The 15,772-nt window shown below is 64.8% G+C and carries 13 protein-coding genes; 7 read left to right on the top strand and 6 right to left on the bottom strand.

Features of this window, described 5'->3' with window-relative positions; all coding sequences use genetic code 11:
- Positions 1-9: 9 nt before the first annotated feature.
- The 7 genes from V9L21_RS15910 to V9L21_RS15880 all read left to right on the top strand — a co-directional run bounded on the left by V9L21_RS15910 (position 10) and on the right by V9L21_RS15880 (position 6,457).
- Entirely contained in the window at positions 10-609 is a 600-nt protein-coding gene (locus tag V9L21_RS15910; RefSeq protein WP_157612065.1) for a hypothetical protein, read from the top strand.
- On the top strand, positions 610-1,155 hold the full coding sequence (locus V9L21_RS15905) for a TlpA family protein disulfide reductase (protein WP_337313424.1): 546 nt from the start codon (positions 610-612) through the stop codon (positions 1,153-1,155).
- 98 nt (positions 1,156-1,253) lie between these two features.
- Entirely contained in the window at positions 1,254-1,715 is a 462-nt protein-coding gene (gene accB / locus V9L21_RS15900; RefSeq protein ID WP_157616584.1) for an acetyl-CoA carboxylase biotin carboxyl carrier protein, read from the top strand.
- Between the two features lie 2 nt (positions 1,716-1,717).
- A complete protein-coding gene (gene accC / locus V9L21_RS15895; protein WP_126747952.1) occupies positions 1,718-3,067 on the top strand; it encodes an acetyl-CoA carboxylase biotin carboxylase subunit in 1,350 nt (449 codons plus the stop codon).
- A gap of 22 nt (positions 3,068-3,089) precedes the next feature.
- A complete protein-coding gene (prmA, locus tag V9L21_RS15890; protein WP_337313421.1) occupies positions 3,090-3,980 on the top strand; it encodes a 50S ribosomal protein L11 methyltransferase in 891 nt (296 codons plus the stop codon).
- Between the two features lie 73 nt (positions 3,981-4,053).
- Complete coding sequence (locus V9L21_RS15885; RefSeq protein ID WP_337313419.1) at positions 4,054-5,487, top strand: zinc-ribbon and DUF3426 domain-containing protein; 1,434 nt, start codon at positions 4,054-4,056, stop codon at positions 5,485-5,487.
- A gap of 67 nt (positions 5,488-5,554) precedes the next feature.
- Positions 5,555-6,457, top strand: coding sequence for a carbohydrate kinase family protein (locus V9L21_RS15880; protein WP_337313417.1), 903 nt, complete (start codon positions 5,555-5,557; stop codon positions 6,455-6,457).
- 97 nt (positions 6,458-6,554) lie between these two features.
- Here the strand turns inward: V9L21_RS15880 and V9L21_RS15875 are convergent, their stop codons facing one another.
- The 6 genes from V9L21_RS15875 to V9L21_RS15850 all read right to left on the bottom strand — a co-directional run bounded on the left by V9L21_RS15875 (position 6,555) and on the right by V9L21_RS15850 (position 15,762).
- Complete coding sequence (locus V9L21_RS15875; RefSeq protein ID WP_055801757.1) at positions 6,555-7,082, bottom strand: histone H1-like DNA-binding protein; 528 nt, start codon at positions 7,080-7,082, stop codon at positions 6,555-6,557.
- Between the two features lie 196 nt (positions 7,083-7,278).
- Positions 7,279-8,451, bottom strand: a complete 1,173-nt coding sequence (locus V9L21_RS15870; RefSeq protein ID WP_337313415.1) for a ribonucleotide-diphosphate reductase subunit beta — start codon at positions 8,449-8,451, stop codon at positions 7,279-7,281.
- Positions 8,452-8,629: 178 nt separating this feature from the next.
- Positions 8,630-11,542, bottom strand: coding sequence for a ribonucleoside-diphosphate reductase subunit alpha (locus V9L21_RS15865; RefSeq protein ID WP_337313413.1), 2,913 nt, complete (start codon positions 11,540-11,542; stop codon positions 8,630-8,632).
- A gap of 351 nt (positions 11,543-11,893) precedes the next feature.
- Positions 11,894-12,511, bottom strand: a complete 618-nt coding sequence (gene ampD / locus V9L21_RS15860) for a 1,6-anhydro-N-acetylmuramyl-L-alanine amidase AmpD (protein WP_337313411.1) — start codon at positions 12,509-12,511, stop codon at positions 11,894-11,896.
- Entirely contained in the window at positions 12,498-14,060 is a 1,563-nt protein-coding gene (locus V9L21_RS15855; protein WP_443304987.1) for a sigma-54-dependent transcriptional regulator, read from the bottom strand. Before V9L21_RS15855 ends, ampD begins: the two co-directional genes overlap by 14 nt.
- Positions 14,061-14,064: 4 nt before the next feature.
- Entirely contained in the window at positions 14,065-15,762 is a 1,698-nt protein-coding gene (locus V9L21_RS15850; RefSeq protein WP_337313409.1) for a two-component system sensor histidine kinase NtrB, read from the bottom strand.
- Positions 15,763-15,772 lie beyond the last annotated feature (10 nt).

Raw genomic sequence — 15,772 nt, 5'->3', positions numbered from 1 at the left:
AATGTTCCGATGGACACGACCACCAAGCGTGAGATCGCCGCCACCGCAGCCCGCCTCGTCGTCGAGGAGGGGCTGGAGTACGGCCCGGCCAAGCGCCGCGCGGTGCGAGACCTTGGCCTGTCGTCGCGTACGGCGCTGCCGAACAACGACGAGGTCGAGGCCGAAGTGCGTGACTACATCGCGCTTTATTGCGCCGACACCCAGCCGCAGGAGCTGCATGCCTTGCGGCTGCTCGCGCTCGAATGGATGGAGCGCATGGCGGCGTTCCGGCCGCACATCGGGGGGGCCGTCTGGCACGGCACGGCCACGCGGCTGTCAGACATTTATATTCAGTTGTTCTGCGATGATTCCAAGTCGGCCGAAATTGCCCTCATCGACCATCACGTGGACTACGAGCCGCGAATGGTCACCGGTTTTCACGGTGAGCAGGTCGAGGCCTTGAGCGTGCATGCCGCGAGCCGCGCGCTGGGCGAGGAGATCGGGGTCCACCTGCTGGTGTACGACCTCGACGACCTGCGTGGGGCGCTCCGGCCCGACGCCCAGGGGCGCACCCCGCGCGGCGATCTGGCCGCGCTGCGACGGCTGATTGAAAGAGAAAAGGACAAGTGAATGACTTCTTCGCCCACACGGCGCCGCCTCATGTATGGCGGCGTGGCAGTCGCGGCCGCCGCGGCAGGCCTGGGCGGCGCGTGGTGGCGTGAGCGCGGGGGCAGCACCAAGGGTGAAGTGCTGGACGCGGCTTTCTGGGATCAGCGCTTCGACCGTCCGGAGGGCGGTGAACTGGTTTTTTCCAGCCTGCGCGGCAAACCACTGCTGCTGAACTTTTGGGCCACGTGGTGCCCGCCGTGTGTGGAAGAAATGCCGATGATCGACCGCTTCTTTCGCGAAAATGGCGGCAACGGCTGGCAAGTTGTCGGTTTGGCGATAGATCAGCCTAGCGCCGTCCGCAAATTCCTGCAGAAAACGCCCGTCAGCTACCCGCTTGGATTGGCCGGTTTGCAGGGCACTGAACTGGTAAAAAGTCTTGGCAACACGGCCGGCGGATTGCCGTTCACGCTGGTTCTTACGGGCGCGGGGACCGTGGCGGCTCGTAAAATGGGCAAGCTCGAGCCGGCCGATCTGGACACTTGGCGACGTGAACTCGTTCACGGTTAGAATCAGATACACCTCGGCATTCGCCGCCAATCGCTAAAGATCAACGATTTTTAGCCAAGTTACATCCTAATGACCGGCAAAGTCGGCACTGGAGCCTCATGGATCTGCGCAAACTCAAGACACTGATCGATTTGGTGTCGGAATCCAATATTTCCGAACTGGAAATCACCGAAACCGAAGGCAAGGTTCGCATCGTCAAGGGCGGCGGCGCTGCCCCGGTGCAATATGTTCAGACCGTGGCGGCACCTGCCGCTGCTCCCGCCGCCGGTGCGCCTGCAGCGCCCGCGCTTGCTGCCGCCGCGCCGGCAGCCGAAGCCGCGCCCACCGGGCACGCTGTCAAGTCGCCGATGGTCGGCACCTTCTATCGTTCGTCCAGCCCCGGCGCACCGGCTTTTGTCGAAGTCGGCAGCAAGGTCAACGAGGGCGACACCGTCTGCATCATCGAAGCGATGAAGATCCTCAACGAAATCGAAGCGGACAAGTCCGGTACGATCACCCAGATCCTCGGCGAAAACGGTCAGGCAGTCGAATACGGCCAGCCGCTGTTCATCATCGAGTGACCATGTTCAAGAAGATCCTGGTTGCAAACCGGGGGGAAATTGCCCTCCGGATCCAGCGCGCCTGCAGCGAGCTCGGCATCAAGGCCGTGATGGTCTATTCCGAAGCGGACCGCGACGCGAAGTACGTCAAGCTGGCGCAGGAAGCCGTGTGCATCGGCCCGGCACCGTCGTCGCTGAGCTATCTCAACATGCCGGCGATCATCTCGGCGGCCGAGGTCACCGACGCCGAGGCCATCCACCCCGGCTACGGTTTCCTGAGCGAAAACGCCAACTTCGCCGAGCGCGTGGAGCAAAGCGGTTTCCAGTTCATCGGCCCGACGCCCGACAACATCCGCACGATGGGTGACAAGGTCTCGGCCAAGCAAGCCATGATCAAGGCCGGCGTGCCTTGCGTGCCCGGCTCCGAGGGCGAGCTGTCTGATGACGCCGCCACCAACAAGCGCATTGCGCGGGCCATCGGCTACCCGGTCATCATCAAGGCCGCCGGCGGCGGCGGTGGCCGCGGCATGCGGGTGGTGCACACCGAAGCGGCACTGGTCAACGCGATCCAGATGACCAAGGCGGAAGCCGGCGCTGCGTTCAACAATCCGGCCGTGTACATGGAGAAGTTTCTCCAGAATCCGCGCCACGTTGAAATTCAGATCCTGGCCGACAAGCACAAGAACGCCGTCTACCTGGGCGAGCGCGACTGCTCCATGCAGCGGCGCCATCAGAAGGTGATCGAGGAGTCGCCGGCGCCCGGCATTCCGCGCAAGCTGATCGAGAAGATCGGCGAGCGCTGCGCAGCGGCCTGCAAGAAAATCGGCTACCGCGGCGCGGGCACCTTCGAGTTTCTCTACGAAAACGGCGAGTTCTATTTCATCGAGATGAACACGCGCGTGCAGGTGGAGCACCCGGTGACCGAGTTCACCACCGGCATCGACATCGTGAAGACGCAGATCATGGTGGCGGCGGGCGAAAAGCTTCCGTTCACGCAGCGCCAGATCGAAATGCGCGGCCACGCCATCGAGTGCCGCATCAACGCCGAAGACGCCTGGAAGTTCACGCCGTCGCCGGGGCGCATCACCATGTGGCACCCGCCGGGCGGCCCTGGCGTGCGCGTCGATTCGCATGCGTACACCAACTACTTCGTGCCGCCCAACTACGACTCGATGATCGGCAAGATCATTGTGTATGGCGACACGCGCGAGCAGGCGATGGCGCGCATGCGCACGGCGCTGAACGAAACCGTGATCGAAGGCATCCAGACCAACATTCCGCTTCACCGCGAGCTGATGGTCGACGCCAAGTTCATGAGCGGCGGTACCAACATCCACTACCTGGAAGAGTGGCTCGCGGCGCACAAGCGCTGAACCGAGAGCACCGGACGCCACCATGTTTGAACTTCGCCTGATGGCGCCGGAAGACCGGGTCGAAATGCTCAGCGATTCGCTCGACGCACTCGATGCGCTGAGCGTTTCGGTGGAAGACGCCGATGCACAGACCGATGCCGAGCAGGCGCTGTTCGGCGAGCCCGGCATGCCGCCGCCCAAGGAGGGTTGGCAGCGGTCGCGCGTCATTGCGCTGTTTGCCGACGAAGCGCTCGCCAAAGAGGCCGCATCGGTGCTCGCGCTGCAAGACTTCTTCGAAGGCTGCGAGGTGCTCGGTGTTGCGCCGGTGCCCGATCAAGACTGGGTGCGGCTCACGCAGTCGCAATTCGCGCCGGTCGAAATCACGCCCGAGTTCTGGATCGTGCCCACCTGGCATGAGCCGCCCGAGCAAGCCAGGCAGTTGATCAGGCTCGACCCGGGGCTTGCCTTCGGTACCGGCACGCATCCCACCACCCGCATGTGCCTGCGCTGGATTGCGAAGCAGGGCGAGGGTGCATTCAGCGACCAGCGCGTGCTCGACTACGGCTGCGGCTCGGGCATTCTTGCCATTGGCGCGGCGAAGTTCGGCGCGCTCGATATCGATGCCGTGGACATCGACGAAGCCGCCGTTTCGTCGACCCGCCTCAATGCCGAAGCCAATGGCGTGCGCCTGAATGCAGGCCTGCCTGAAGCGGCCAAGGGCAACTACAACACGGTGCTGGCCAACATCCTCGCCACGCCGCTCAAGGTGCTTGCGCCCTTGCTGCGCAGCCACGTGGCGCCGGGCGGATCGCTGGTGCTCGCGGGCATTCTCGAGCGGCAGGCCGACGAGCTGAAGCAGGCCTATGCGCCTTATGCCGCGCTCGAGGTCAGCGACAGCGAGGACGGCTGGATCCTCATGACGGCTCGCTGCTGAGCAGCGCGGCCGGGATTTCGCACCGCCGCGCACCGCTCGCGAGGCGGGGGCTCGACCCTACAATCGCCCGGTCATGAGCCTTGTCACGCGTTGCCCCGCCTGTGCCACCACCTTCAAGGTGGTGCGCGACCAGCTTCGCATCTCGGATGGCTGGGTGCGTTGCGGCCGCTGCAGCCATGTGTTCGACGCCACGCTCGATCTGCACGAGGCGCCGGACGGCGTCCCGGGTCCGACGGCTCCACCTCCGCCTCCAACGGAGCCTTCCGCAAAGGCCGAAGCGGAGCTCGGGCCGACTGAACGGCAGCCTTCACCGGCCGAGCAGACTGTGCCGGAGTCTTCGAGTGCCGTGGAAGACGCGGACTTCTTCGATGACGAACCGGAGCATGACGACGCATCGGACACTGCCCCTTCGGAGTCGCCTGCAGAGACGGACGAGCTTCTTCCGCCTGCGCCGCTTCCCGAGACCAGGCCTGCGCCGACGCCGGCACCAAGTCCCGCAGCAGCTGCCACGTCGTCCGCGACTGCCTTCGTATTGCCTGCGCACGGAATCATCGCCGACGAGTTGTGGTCCGACTTCGAAGCCAACGAGCCCGAATGGCGGCCGCCCGCGAGTTCGCTGCCGCCGTTTCCGAACATCGACCTGAATCTTGCGGCACCCCCTTCGCCGCCGCCCCCGCCGCCGCCTCCCTTGCCAGCCTTGCGCATCAAGGCTCGCGAAATGGCGGCATCGGCCAGCGTCGAAGACGAAAAGCACGAGGCCGCGCAAGACCGCGACCAGGTGCAGATGCAGAAGGCGCTGCGCCGGGCGCGCATCAAGTCGGCCAAGATCGCGAGCGCCAAGGCGCGCGACGAGCGCACCGCCGCAAAGGCCTCGGCGTCGATGGTGAGGCAGGCGAGCGAGCAAGACGGTGATTCGAGTCCGCTGCTGCTTCCGGCACCGCTTCACGAAGCGGAGGATTCGGACAGGGTTCCTTTCTCTGGTGACGAGAAGATCGATCGTGGCACCGAGGGGTTCTGGCAGCGGGGCACCATTCGATTTGCGCTTTGGTTCTTCGCCGTACTGGCCGTTGTGCTGTTCGTCGCGCAGATCTTGCATCACGAGCGCGACGGCATCGTGGCCCGCCAGCCGAACCTGCGCCCCGCATTCGCCGCCATGTGCCGGTTGACCGGCTGCGAACTCACGGCGTTGCGCCAGATCGGCGACATCGTGATCGAAGGCGCCGCCTTCGCTCGCGAGAAGACCGGCAACAACGACTATCGGCTCAGCTTTACCTTGCGCAATGGGGCCACGGTTCCGCTCGCCATGCCGGCCATCGAGCTTTCGCTGCTCGACACGCAGGAGCGGGCAGTGGTGCGGCGCGTGCTCACGGCGGCGGACTATGGTGCGCCGACGGTGCTCGCAGCGCGCTCCGACCAGGCCACATCGCTGCCGCTCACGTTGTCCGCAACGGAGGCGGCGACGCTGCCGCCCATTGCAGGCTATCGCGTGGAAGCGTTCTATCCTTGATCCCTAGGTTTGGGCTCGGCCCGCGCCTCGTTCATTCATTCATTCACCCTTCAACCAACGGCTCACCATGGCAGCAGTGATTTGCGGTTCCCTCGCGTTCGACACCATCATGACTTTCGAGGGCCGGTTTGCCGACCAGATACTTCCGGACCAACTGCACATTCTGAATGTGTCGTTCCTGGTGCCGGGCCTGCGGCGTGACTTTGGCGGCTGTGCCGGCAACATCGCCTACAGCCTCAACGCGCTGGGCGGCACGGCATTGCCGATGGCCACGCTCGGAAGCGACGGGGCCGACTACCTGGAGCGCCTGCGCACGCTGGGCATCAGCACCGAGTTCGTGCGCCAGCTCGACGACACGTTCACCGCGCAGGCGATGATCATGAACGACGTTGACAACAACCAGATCACCGCGTTCCACCCCGGTGCGATGCAGCAGGCGCACCTCACGAAAATCGCCGCCCGCGAAGACATCCGCGTCGGCATCATCGCGCCCGACGGCCGCGAAGCGATGCTGCAGCATGCGGAGCAATTCGCCGCCGCCGGCATTCCGTTCGTGTTCGATCCGGGCCAGGGCCTGCCGATGTTCGATGGCGAGGCGCTCAAGCACTTCATCGACTTGGCAAGCTGGGTGGTCGTCAACGACTACGAGGGAAAGATGCTTTCGCAGCGCACCGGCTGGAGCCTGGCCGAAATCTCCAAGCGCGTGCGCGGCCTGGTGGTCACGCTGGCGGCCGAGGGTTGCGAAGTGTGGACCGGAGGCGAGCGCGAGCACGTGCCGGGCGTAACGCCGACCGCGGTGGTCGAACCCACCGGCTGCGGCGATGCATGGCGCGGCGCGCTGCTGTTCGGCCTGGAAAAGGAATGGCCGCTCGCGCAATGCGCGGCGCTTGGCAACCGGATCGGCGCGCTCAAGATCGCGCAGCGCGGGCCTCAGAACTACCAGATCGACAAGAAGGCGCTGGGCCTCTGAGCTGCAGCTTGCTCGCTCGCCCGTGCGGGCGGCGTGCATAAAAAAAGCCCGACACCGTGAGGTGCCGGGCTTTTTGCCGTCAAGGCCGCTGAGAAGCTCAGGGCTTGCTGGCCGTCGGAAACGGCCAGGCTGCCTGCGGGTTCAGCGTCGTTTGCGCAGCAGGAGCAGGCGCTGCGGCAGGTGCTGCCTTTGCGGCCTTCTTCGCAGCAGGCTTCTTGGCAGCAGCGGCAGGCTTGGCAGCGGGCTTTTTCGCGGCTTTCTTGGCCGCAGCCTTTTTGGCAGGAGCCTTCTTGGCGGCAGCCTTCTTCGCAGGGGCCTTCTTGGCAGCGGCCTTCTTCGCCGGAGCCTTCTTCGCCGCCGCCTTCTTGGCAGGAGCCTTCTTCGCTGCGGCCTTCTTCGCCGGAGCCTTCTTGGCAGCGGCCTTCTTTGCCGGAGCTGCCTTCTTTGCGGCTACCTTCTTCGCAGGCGCCTTCTTGGCGGCTACCTTCTTGGCTGCGACCTTCTTGGCCGGAGCCTTCTTCGCAGCTACCTTCTTGGCGGGAGCCTTCTTAGCGGCCGCGACCTTCTTTGCCGGAGCCTTCTTTGCAGCGGCTTTCTTAGCCGGCGCTTTCTTTGCAGTTGCCATTTCTATTTCTCCTTGATCAAGTTGAAAAAATCAACCTATTGAAGCACTCCGCGCACGTTGGTAGCGCAAAGCGATTCATGGCGTTGGAATCTGTGCTCCAGCACCATGAACACCTGAGCCCTTATCCATGCCGCGCTCTTCGGCGCGATCGGTGGCGAGGGCAATTCTTGAATTCATTAATTCTTATCGGAAAGATTCAATCCCAGGAGAGCGCGCCACCCGACTGGTACTCGATCACGCGGGTCTCGAAGAAATTGCGCTCTTTCTTCAGGTCAATCATTTCGCTCATCCAGGGGAACGGGTTTTCCTCGTTCGGGAAGAGCGTTTCGAGGCCGATCTGCTGTGCACGCCGGTTGGCAATGTAGCGCAGGTAGCCCTTGAACATGGAGGCGTTCATGCCGAGCACACCGCGCGGCATGGTGTCTTCGGCGTATTTGTACTCGAGCTCGACGGCCTTCATGAAGAGAGCCTTGATCTCGGCCTTGAACTCGTTGGTCCAGAGACCGGGGTTCTCGAGCTTGAGCTGGTTAATCAGGTCGATGCCGAAATTGCAGTGCATCGACTCGTCGCGAAGGATGTACTGGTACTGCTCGGCGGCGCCAGTCATCTTGTTCTGGCGGCCCAGCGCAAGGATTTGCGTGAAGCCGACGTAGAAGAAGAGGCCTTCCATCAGGCAGGCGAACACGATCAGCGACTTGAGCAGTGTCTGGTCGGTTTCGTGCGTGCCGGTCTTGAAGTGGGGGTCGCTGATGGCGTCGATGAACGGGATCAGGAACTGGTCCTTCTCGCGGATCGACGGCACTTCGTTGTAGGCGTTGAAGATCTCGCTCTCGTCCAGGCCGAGCGACTCGACGATGTACTGGTACGCGTGCGTGTGGATCGCTTCCTCGAAAGCCTGGCGCAGCAGGAACTGGCGGCATTCGGGCGCCGTGATGTGGCGGTAGGTGCCCAGCACGATGTTGTTGGCGGCCAGCGAGTCGGCGGTCACGAAGAAGCCGAGGTTGCGCTTGACGATGCGGCGCTCGTCTTCGGTCAGGCCGTTCGGGTCTTTCCACAACGCGATGTCGCGCGTCATGTTCACTTCTTGCGGCATCCAGTGGTTGGCGCAAGTGGCGAGGTATTTTTCCCAAGCCCACTTGTACTTGAACGGCACCAGCTGGTTGACGTCGGTCTGGCCGTTGATGATGCGCTTGTCGGAAGCCTTGACGCGCTGCGCTGCGACGGGGGCCGTGGGTTGTGCAATCGACGAAGTCGGAGCGTCCACCGATCGGCCTGCGGGCAAGCCGCTGGTCGATGCGTGGTGTTGCTGCAATCCTTGTTGCATATCCTTTGGTAAGGAGGGCTTGACTTCTTCGTCCCAGGTCAACATAGAAAAATCCAATGCTCAATTATCGGAGCAACGATGTGAGTTGCAAAGTGCTCGTTCACGTCGCGCTCCATTTATGTGGTTGTTATGTTGCTCTCATGCATCGCGCGATGTCAGTCAATGCCGTGATCGACTGAGAGTTCGCGCGTTGTGCATGGACCTCGCTCGCTTCACTGAAGCGTCATTGGCACGCTTCGCAAGTCGGATCGTCCACACCGCAGAACGCGATGTCGGTTGCGGGAATCGCGTTCATCTGCGCCTTTGCTGCGGCAGCCGCTGCGTCGAGTGCGCTCATGCCCGAAGGTGCATCGCTGCCCGACGACACCGCATTGAGGCGGCCCGACTGCACCGTCGATTTTTCGGCGTGCGTCGCGCTCTGCGTGCGCAGGTAGTAGGTGGTCTTCAGGCCGCGCAGCCATGCGAGCTTGTAGGTGTCGTCGAGCTTCTTGCCGGATGCGCCGGCCATGTAGATGTTGAGCGACTGCGCCTGGTCGATCCACTTCTGGCGGCGCGAGGCGGCTTCGACGAGCCACGTGGTTTCCACTTCGAACGCGGTGGCGTAAAGCGCCTTCACGTCTTGCGGCACGCGGTCGATCGGACGCAGCGAACCGTCGAAGTGCTTCAGGTCCATCACCATCACGTCGTCCCACAGGCCCAGGCGCTTGAGGTCGCGCACCAGGTAGTGGTTGATCACGGTGAACTCGCCCGACAGGTTCGACTTGACCGAGAGGTTGCCGAAGCACGGCTCGATGGAGGCGTCGACGCCGATGATGTTCGAGATGGTCGCGGTCGGTGCGATGGCCACGCAGTTGGAGTTGCGCATGCCGTCGGCCTTGATCTTCTGGCGCAGCGCGTCCCAGTCGAGGGTGGCCGAGCGGTCGACCTCGACATAGCCGCCGCGGGCTTTTTCAAGCAGGTCGAGCGTGTCGATCGGCAGGATGCCCTTGTCCCACAGCGAGCCCTTGTAGCTCGAGTACTTGCCGCGTTCCTTGGCCAGCTCGGTCGAGGCCCAGTAGGCGTGGTAGCAGATGGCTTCCATCGACTCGTCGGCAAACTGCACGGCTTCCTGCGAGGCGTAGGGAATGCGCAGTTCGTACAGCGCGTCCTGGAAGCCCATCAGGCCCAGGCCGACCGGACGGTGGCGCAGGTTCGAGTCGCGCGCCTTCTTCACGGCGTAGTAGTTGATGTCGATCACGTTGTCGAGCATGCGCATCGCGGTCGAGATCGTGCGCTTGAGCTTTTCCTGGTCGACCTTGCCGTCCTTCAGGTGCTGCAGCAGGTTCACGGAACCCAGGTTGCACACGGCGGTTTCGGTGTCGCTGGTGTTCAGCGTGATTTCGGTGCACAGGTTCGACGAGTGAACCACGCCGGCGTGCTGCTGCGGCGAGCGCACGTTGCAGGCGTCCTTGAACGTGATCCAGGGATGGCCGGTCTCGAACAGCATCGTGAGCATCTTGCGCCACAGGTCCGACGCCTGGATGGTGCGGGCGGGCTTGATTTCGCCGCGCGCGGCTTTTTCTTCGTAGGCGACGTAGGCGCGCTCGAAGTCGGCGCCGAACAGGTCGTGCAGGTCGGGCACGTTCGACGGCGAGAACAGCGTCCAGGTGCCCTTTTCCATCACGCGGCGCATGAAGAGGTCGGGAATCCAGTTGGCCGTGTTCATGTCGTGCGTGCGGCGGCGGTCGTCGCCGGTGTTCTTGCGCAGCTCCAGGAACTCCTCGATGTCGAGGTGCCAGGTTTCAAGGTACGTGCAGACCGCGCCCTTGCGCTTGCCGCCCTGGTTCACCGCCACGGCGGTGTCGTTCACCACCTTGAGGAACGGCACCACGCCCTGCGATTCGCCGTTGGTGCCCTTGATGTGGCTGCCCAGTGCGCGCACGCGGGTCCAGTCGTTGCCCAGGCCGCCCGCAAACTTGGAGAGCAGCGCGTTTTCCTTGATCGACTCGTAGATGCCGTCCAGGTCGTCGGGCACGGTGGTCAGGTAGCAGCTGGACAGCTGCGAGCGCAGCGTGCCGGCGTTGAAGAGCGTGGGCGTGCTCGACATGAAGTCGAACGAAGACAGCACTTCGTAGAACTCGATGGCGCGGGCTTCGCGGTCGATTTCGTTCAGCGAGAGGCCCATCGCCACGCGCATGAAGAAAGCTTGCGGCAGTTCGATGCGCGACTTGCGCACGTGCAGGAAGTAGCGGTCGTACAGCGTCTGCAGGCCGAGGTAGTCGAACTGGTTGTCGCGCTCGGCCTTGAGCGCCGCGCCCAGGCGGGGCAGGTCGTACTGCAGCAGCTTCTCGTCGAGCAGTTCGTTCTCGACGCCCTTCTTGATGAACTGCGGGAAGTAGTCGGCGTAGGTCTGCGCGCGCTCGGCGGGCATGACTTCGCGGCCGATGATTTCCTTGAAGATCGTGTGCAGCAGCAGGCGGGCGGTCGCGAAGGTGTAATCGGGGTCTTTCTCGATGAGCGTGCGGGCGGCCAGGATCGAGGCCTTGTACACCTCGTCGAGCGGCACGCCGTCGTACAGGTTGCGCATCGTCTCGGCGACGATCGGCGCGGCGCTGATGCCGTCGCCCAGGCCTTCGCAAGCCGATTCGATCAGGCCCTTGAGTTCGTTCAGGTCGAGCGCCACGCGCTCGCCGCGGTCCAGCACGTGGAGTAGCGGCGCAGCCGGCGTTTCCTGCGTGCCTTGCTTGGAGCGCTCTTGCGTGCGGCGTTCGCGATACAGCACATAGGCGCGCGCAATTTCGTGGTGGCCGCCGCGCATCAGGCCGAGCTCGACCTGGTCTTGCACGTCTTCGATGTGGAAGGTGCCGCCGCCCGGACGCGAGCGAACCATGGCGCGGATAACGCCTTGCGTGAGGGCGTCGACCGTTTCGCGCACGCTGGCCGAAGCCGCGCCCTGGGTGCCGTGCACCGCCAGGAAGGCTTTCATCATCGCGATGGCGATCTTGTTGGGTTCGAAGGGAACCACGGCACCGTTGCGGCGGATGATCTGGTAGTGCGCGAGGTTCTGACCGGTAGGCGAGCCAGCAGTGTCTCGTTGCTGCTGCGGCGTCGAGGGAACGGCACGCGGGGTCGATGGGGTGTTCAGGGCTGTTTGCATTCGCTTCCTCTCGGTGTGGCAATTCTTGTTGGGTGGCAATGCCTTGGCGGGGCATTGCGCCGGTGCGTGATGACCGGACGGAAGACACTATATCTAGGGTGCGAAGCGTCTACAACCACTAGATGTAGTGTTTTTTGAGAGATTCAACACAACGGCGTATTTGTTTGGGCGCGGCACTCGGCCAGCGATGCCCCATGAATACTGGCCTATGGTCGCGCAACCCGCGCGGGCTGTGGCTTGCAAGCGGATTTGGGCCTGCAAGGCGCATGGTTGCTGGAGGCGCGCTCCAAATTTTAGAGATTGCTGCGGCGCAAGAACGGCACATCGCATGCCGCCGCGCGATTAAAAAAATTAGAGCGGCAGCACCTGTTCGGGAAACATCCGCGGACTCCAGCCGAGTTGGCCGCGCAGCAATTGCCAATCGAAGCCCGCGCCCGGATCCTGTTTGCGGCCCGGCGCAATGTGCTCGTGGCCCGCGATGAAAGCGATGGCGTAGTGCTGCGCAATCGCCGCGCAAAGGCTGGCCAGCGTTTCGTATTGGGCCTCGTCGAAGGGCTGGCCTTCCAGGCCCTCGAGTTCGATGCCGATCGAATCGTCGTTGCAGTTTTCGCGGCCGCGCCAGGACGACACGCCGGCATGCCAGGCGCGGTCGTCGCAGCTCACGAACTGCCAGAGTTCGCCGTTGCGCCGCACATAGAAGTGCGAGGAAACCTGCAGGCCGCGAATGGATTGGAAGTAAGGGTGCGCGTCCCAGTCGAGCTGGTTTGCGAAGAGCTGCTGCACCGCATCGCCGCCATATTCGCCGGGCGGCAGGCTAATGGAATGCAGCACGATCAGGTCGGTCTGCGCGCCCGCGGGCCGAGGGCCGAAATTCGGCGATTGCAGCGCCTTTGCAAAGCGATACCAGCCGGCGCGCCAGAGGCCGTCGTCGCCGCTCGCGTTCGACGTTGCTGCATCAATCGTCGGCATTGCTCGCGGTACCTTCGTCGCCGTTGGGCGTGGTGATGCCCAGCCGTGCGATGCGATAGCGGATCTGGCGCAGGCTCATGCCGAGCCGCGCGGCGGCGGCCGTGCGGTTGAAGCCGCTTTCATGCAGCGCGCGCACCAGAATTTCGCGCTCCTGCTGGTCGAGATAGGCCTGCAGGTCGGATGGCAAGGGCGGCGGTGCGGTCTTGGGCTCGGCGAAGGCTGCGGCTGCGGGCGCCGCACCGGCGAGCGGTTCACCGTCGTCCGGCGGCGGTGAAGACGAGGGCGCCGAAGCCGCAAGCCCCGCGACGGCGGGCTGTCCACCGCCCATCAGGTCCAGGTGCAGTTCGTCGCCGTCGTTGAGTGCTACCGCGCGGTGCAGCAGGTTTTCGAGCTCGCGCACATTGCCGTGCAGCGGATGCTGCGCGAGTCGATGCAGCAGGTCGGCGGAAAGATGCGGCACCGGCAGTCCGCCGTCGTGCGCAATGCGCGCGAGCAATGCGGCGCACAGCGCCGGCAGGTCTTCGCGCCGGTCGCGCAGTGCGGGCACCGCGATCTCGATCACGTTGAGCCGGTAGAACAGATCCTGGCGGAAGCGGCCGGCGTTGACCTCGGCGTGCAGGTCCTTGTGCGTGGCGCTCACGATGCGCACGTCGACCGCGTCTTCTTGCGTGGAGCCGATGGAGCGCACGCTGCGCTCCTGGATCGCGCGCAGCAGCTTGGACTGCATTGCCAGCGGCAGGTCGCCGATCTCGTCGAGGAACAGCGTGCCGCCCCGCGCGGCCTGGAAGTAGCCGTCGCGGTCTTGCGACGAGCCGGTGTACGAGCCCTTGCGCGCGCCGAAGAATTCGGCCTCGAGCAGGTTCTCCGGAATGGCGCCGCAGTTGACCGCGACGAAGGGGCCGTCGCTGCGCTGGCTGCAGGCGTGCACGGCGCGCGCCACCAGCTCTTTGCCGGTGCCCGATTCGCCGCGCACCAGCACGGGCGCCATGCCGCGGGCCACCTTGGCGATGCGCGACTTGACAAGGCGCATCGGCTCCGAGTTGCCCACCAGCCGTTCGAGCGCCGCAATGCCGCTGCCTGTCACGCCGGGCGTGTCGCCGGCGCGTTCGCCTTGTGCCGCCGGCACCGCTTTCGTGGCCTTGGCGGGCGCGGCCTGCTGCGCCTGCACGGCGGAGGCCACCACGGCGCGGAACTGCTTCAGGTCCACAGGCTTGGTCAGGTAGTCGAATGCGCCGGCTTTCAGCGCCTCGACCGCGTTCTCGGCGGAGCCGTAGGCCGTCATCACCACGCAGCGCTCGGTGCGCTGGTCTTTCTGGATGCGGTGGATGATTTCCATGCCCTGGCCGTCGGGCAGCCGCATGTCGGTGATCACCGCATCGAATTGCCCGGCCTCCAGGTGCTCCCATGCTTCCGAAACGCTGCCCGCGGCTTCCACGCGGTAGCCCTCGCGCAGCAGCGTGAGTTCGTACAGCGTGCGCAAGTCGGGCTCGTCGTCGATGACCAGGATGTTGGCCGGGCGCTGCAGGGAAGGGGGGTTGGGAGTGCTCACGGCGCTATTGTGTCAGCCGGTTTTCGCTGGGAGCGAAGCTGACGAAGAATTCGTTCCCCTCGGGTCCGCCCGCCACAAGCGCCCGGCGCTCGTAGCCGATGGTGGCGCCGTGGCGCCGGCACAGCTCGCGGCACAAGAACAGGCCGAGTCCGCTGGAGCGGCTTTCGGAAGAGAAAAACGGCTCGAACAAATGGCGCTGCACCGCGGGCTCCAGCGGCGCGCCGTCGCTCCACACCTGCAGGCTCGGCCGCGCTGAACTTCCACGCTGCGTGGTGGTAACGACCTGGATCGAGCCCTCGCGCTTGCCGGCGTAGCGTGCCGCGTTGTCCAGCAGGTTAACCAGCAGCCGGCGCAGGTGCTCGACGTCGAAGCGCACCTCGCTGTCGGCGGCATCAAGCGTGATGAGAACGCCCGGGCGCTGCGTCTGGCGCACCCATTCTTCGGCGAGGGCGCGCACGGCGGGGTCGAGCGCAACTTGCTCACCGAGCGAAAGCACGCGCTGCTGGCGCGCACGCGAAACGTCGAGCACGTCGTCCACGATGCGTGCGAGACGCTGCGCGTTGTGCTGCACCATGCTGGTCAGCTTTCGGTGCGCGGGATCGGTGAGGTCTTCGTTGAGCAGCGCGCTGGCCTGCGTGATGGCGGCCAGCGGGTTGCGGATTTCATGCGCCACCGCGGCCGACATGCGACCCATTGCCGCCAGCTTCTCGGTGCGGATGCGGGCCTCGAGTTCGCGCAGGTCTTGAAGGAACATCACGCACAGGCTGTCCACGCGTTGGTCGCTGGTGGGCGTGAGCCGAGTGCGCACCCGCACCTCGCGCGCCGCGCCGCGCGCTTGCGCCACCGGAATTTCTTCGGATTGCGGCGCCCGGCGCGCAAAGGTCTGGCGCGCCAGCGCGGCCAGCGCATGCCACGCGGGCTGCGTGTGCAGCGCAAAGGGCAGGGGGAGCTTGGCCAGGCCTTGGCCGAGGATGGCATCGGCGGCCGGATTCGCCGCGTGCACCAGGCCTTCGGCGTCGATCACCAGCACGCCCTCGCTCAGCGTTTCGATCACCAGGTCGTTCACCTGCGCCTGCATTTGCGCACTGCTGCGGTTGCGCTCGGCGGTTGCTTCTTCTCGTGCGAGCCGGCGTGCGAGCTCGTGCGCCAGCAGCGCCACCACGAAAAGCCCGGTGCCCGTGAGCGCCGCCTGCACGAAGCGCGTAGACGAATCGCCGGGCTGCTGGAGCCAGTGCCAGCCCGCATCCGCCAGCAGCAGCAGCGTGACAGTGGCCGTGGTGCCCAGGCCCACGGTGACGGTTCCGAGCACCGCACTCATGAGCACCGGCAGTGCGAACAGCGGCGTGTAGTTGATGTTGCCGCCTTGCAGCACCTGGAGCGCAGTGAAGGTGCCCAGGTCGATGCCGATGGTGACGAACCAGAGCGTTGCAAAGCCCCGGATCGGCGGCGTGAAATGCGCGTAGCGCGCACCCAGCCAGGTCGCCGCCAGGTAGCCCGCCGAAAGCGCAATGGCCAGCGGCTGCATCGTCTGGCCGAGTGCGAAGGAAACGCCCTGCAACAGCACGAGCACCAGCGCCACGAAGCAGCGCGCCGCCATGAAACCGCGCCACAGCCGCAGCAGCGCGGCGCTTTCGCTGCGGCCCGGTTCGAGCACGTCCCAGTCGGTGACGGCTTCGCCGCGCGACCAGAGAGACGAGCTCATGGAGGCGGCA

It is taken from the genome of Variovorax sp. CCNWLW235 (genome assembly GCF_037204085.1).
In the GTDB taxonomy this organism is placed as follows: domain Bacteria; phylum Pseudomonadota; class Gammaproteobacteria; order Burkholderiales; family Burkholderiaceae_C; genus Variovorax.
Note: the sequence above shows the minus strand (reverse complement) of the source record. Positions and strands in the feature narration are given on the sequence as shown.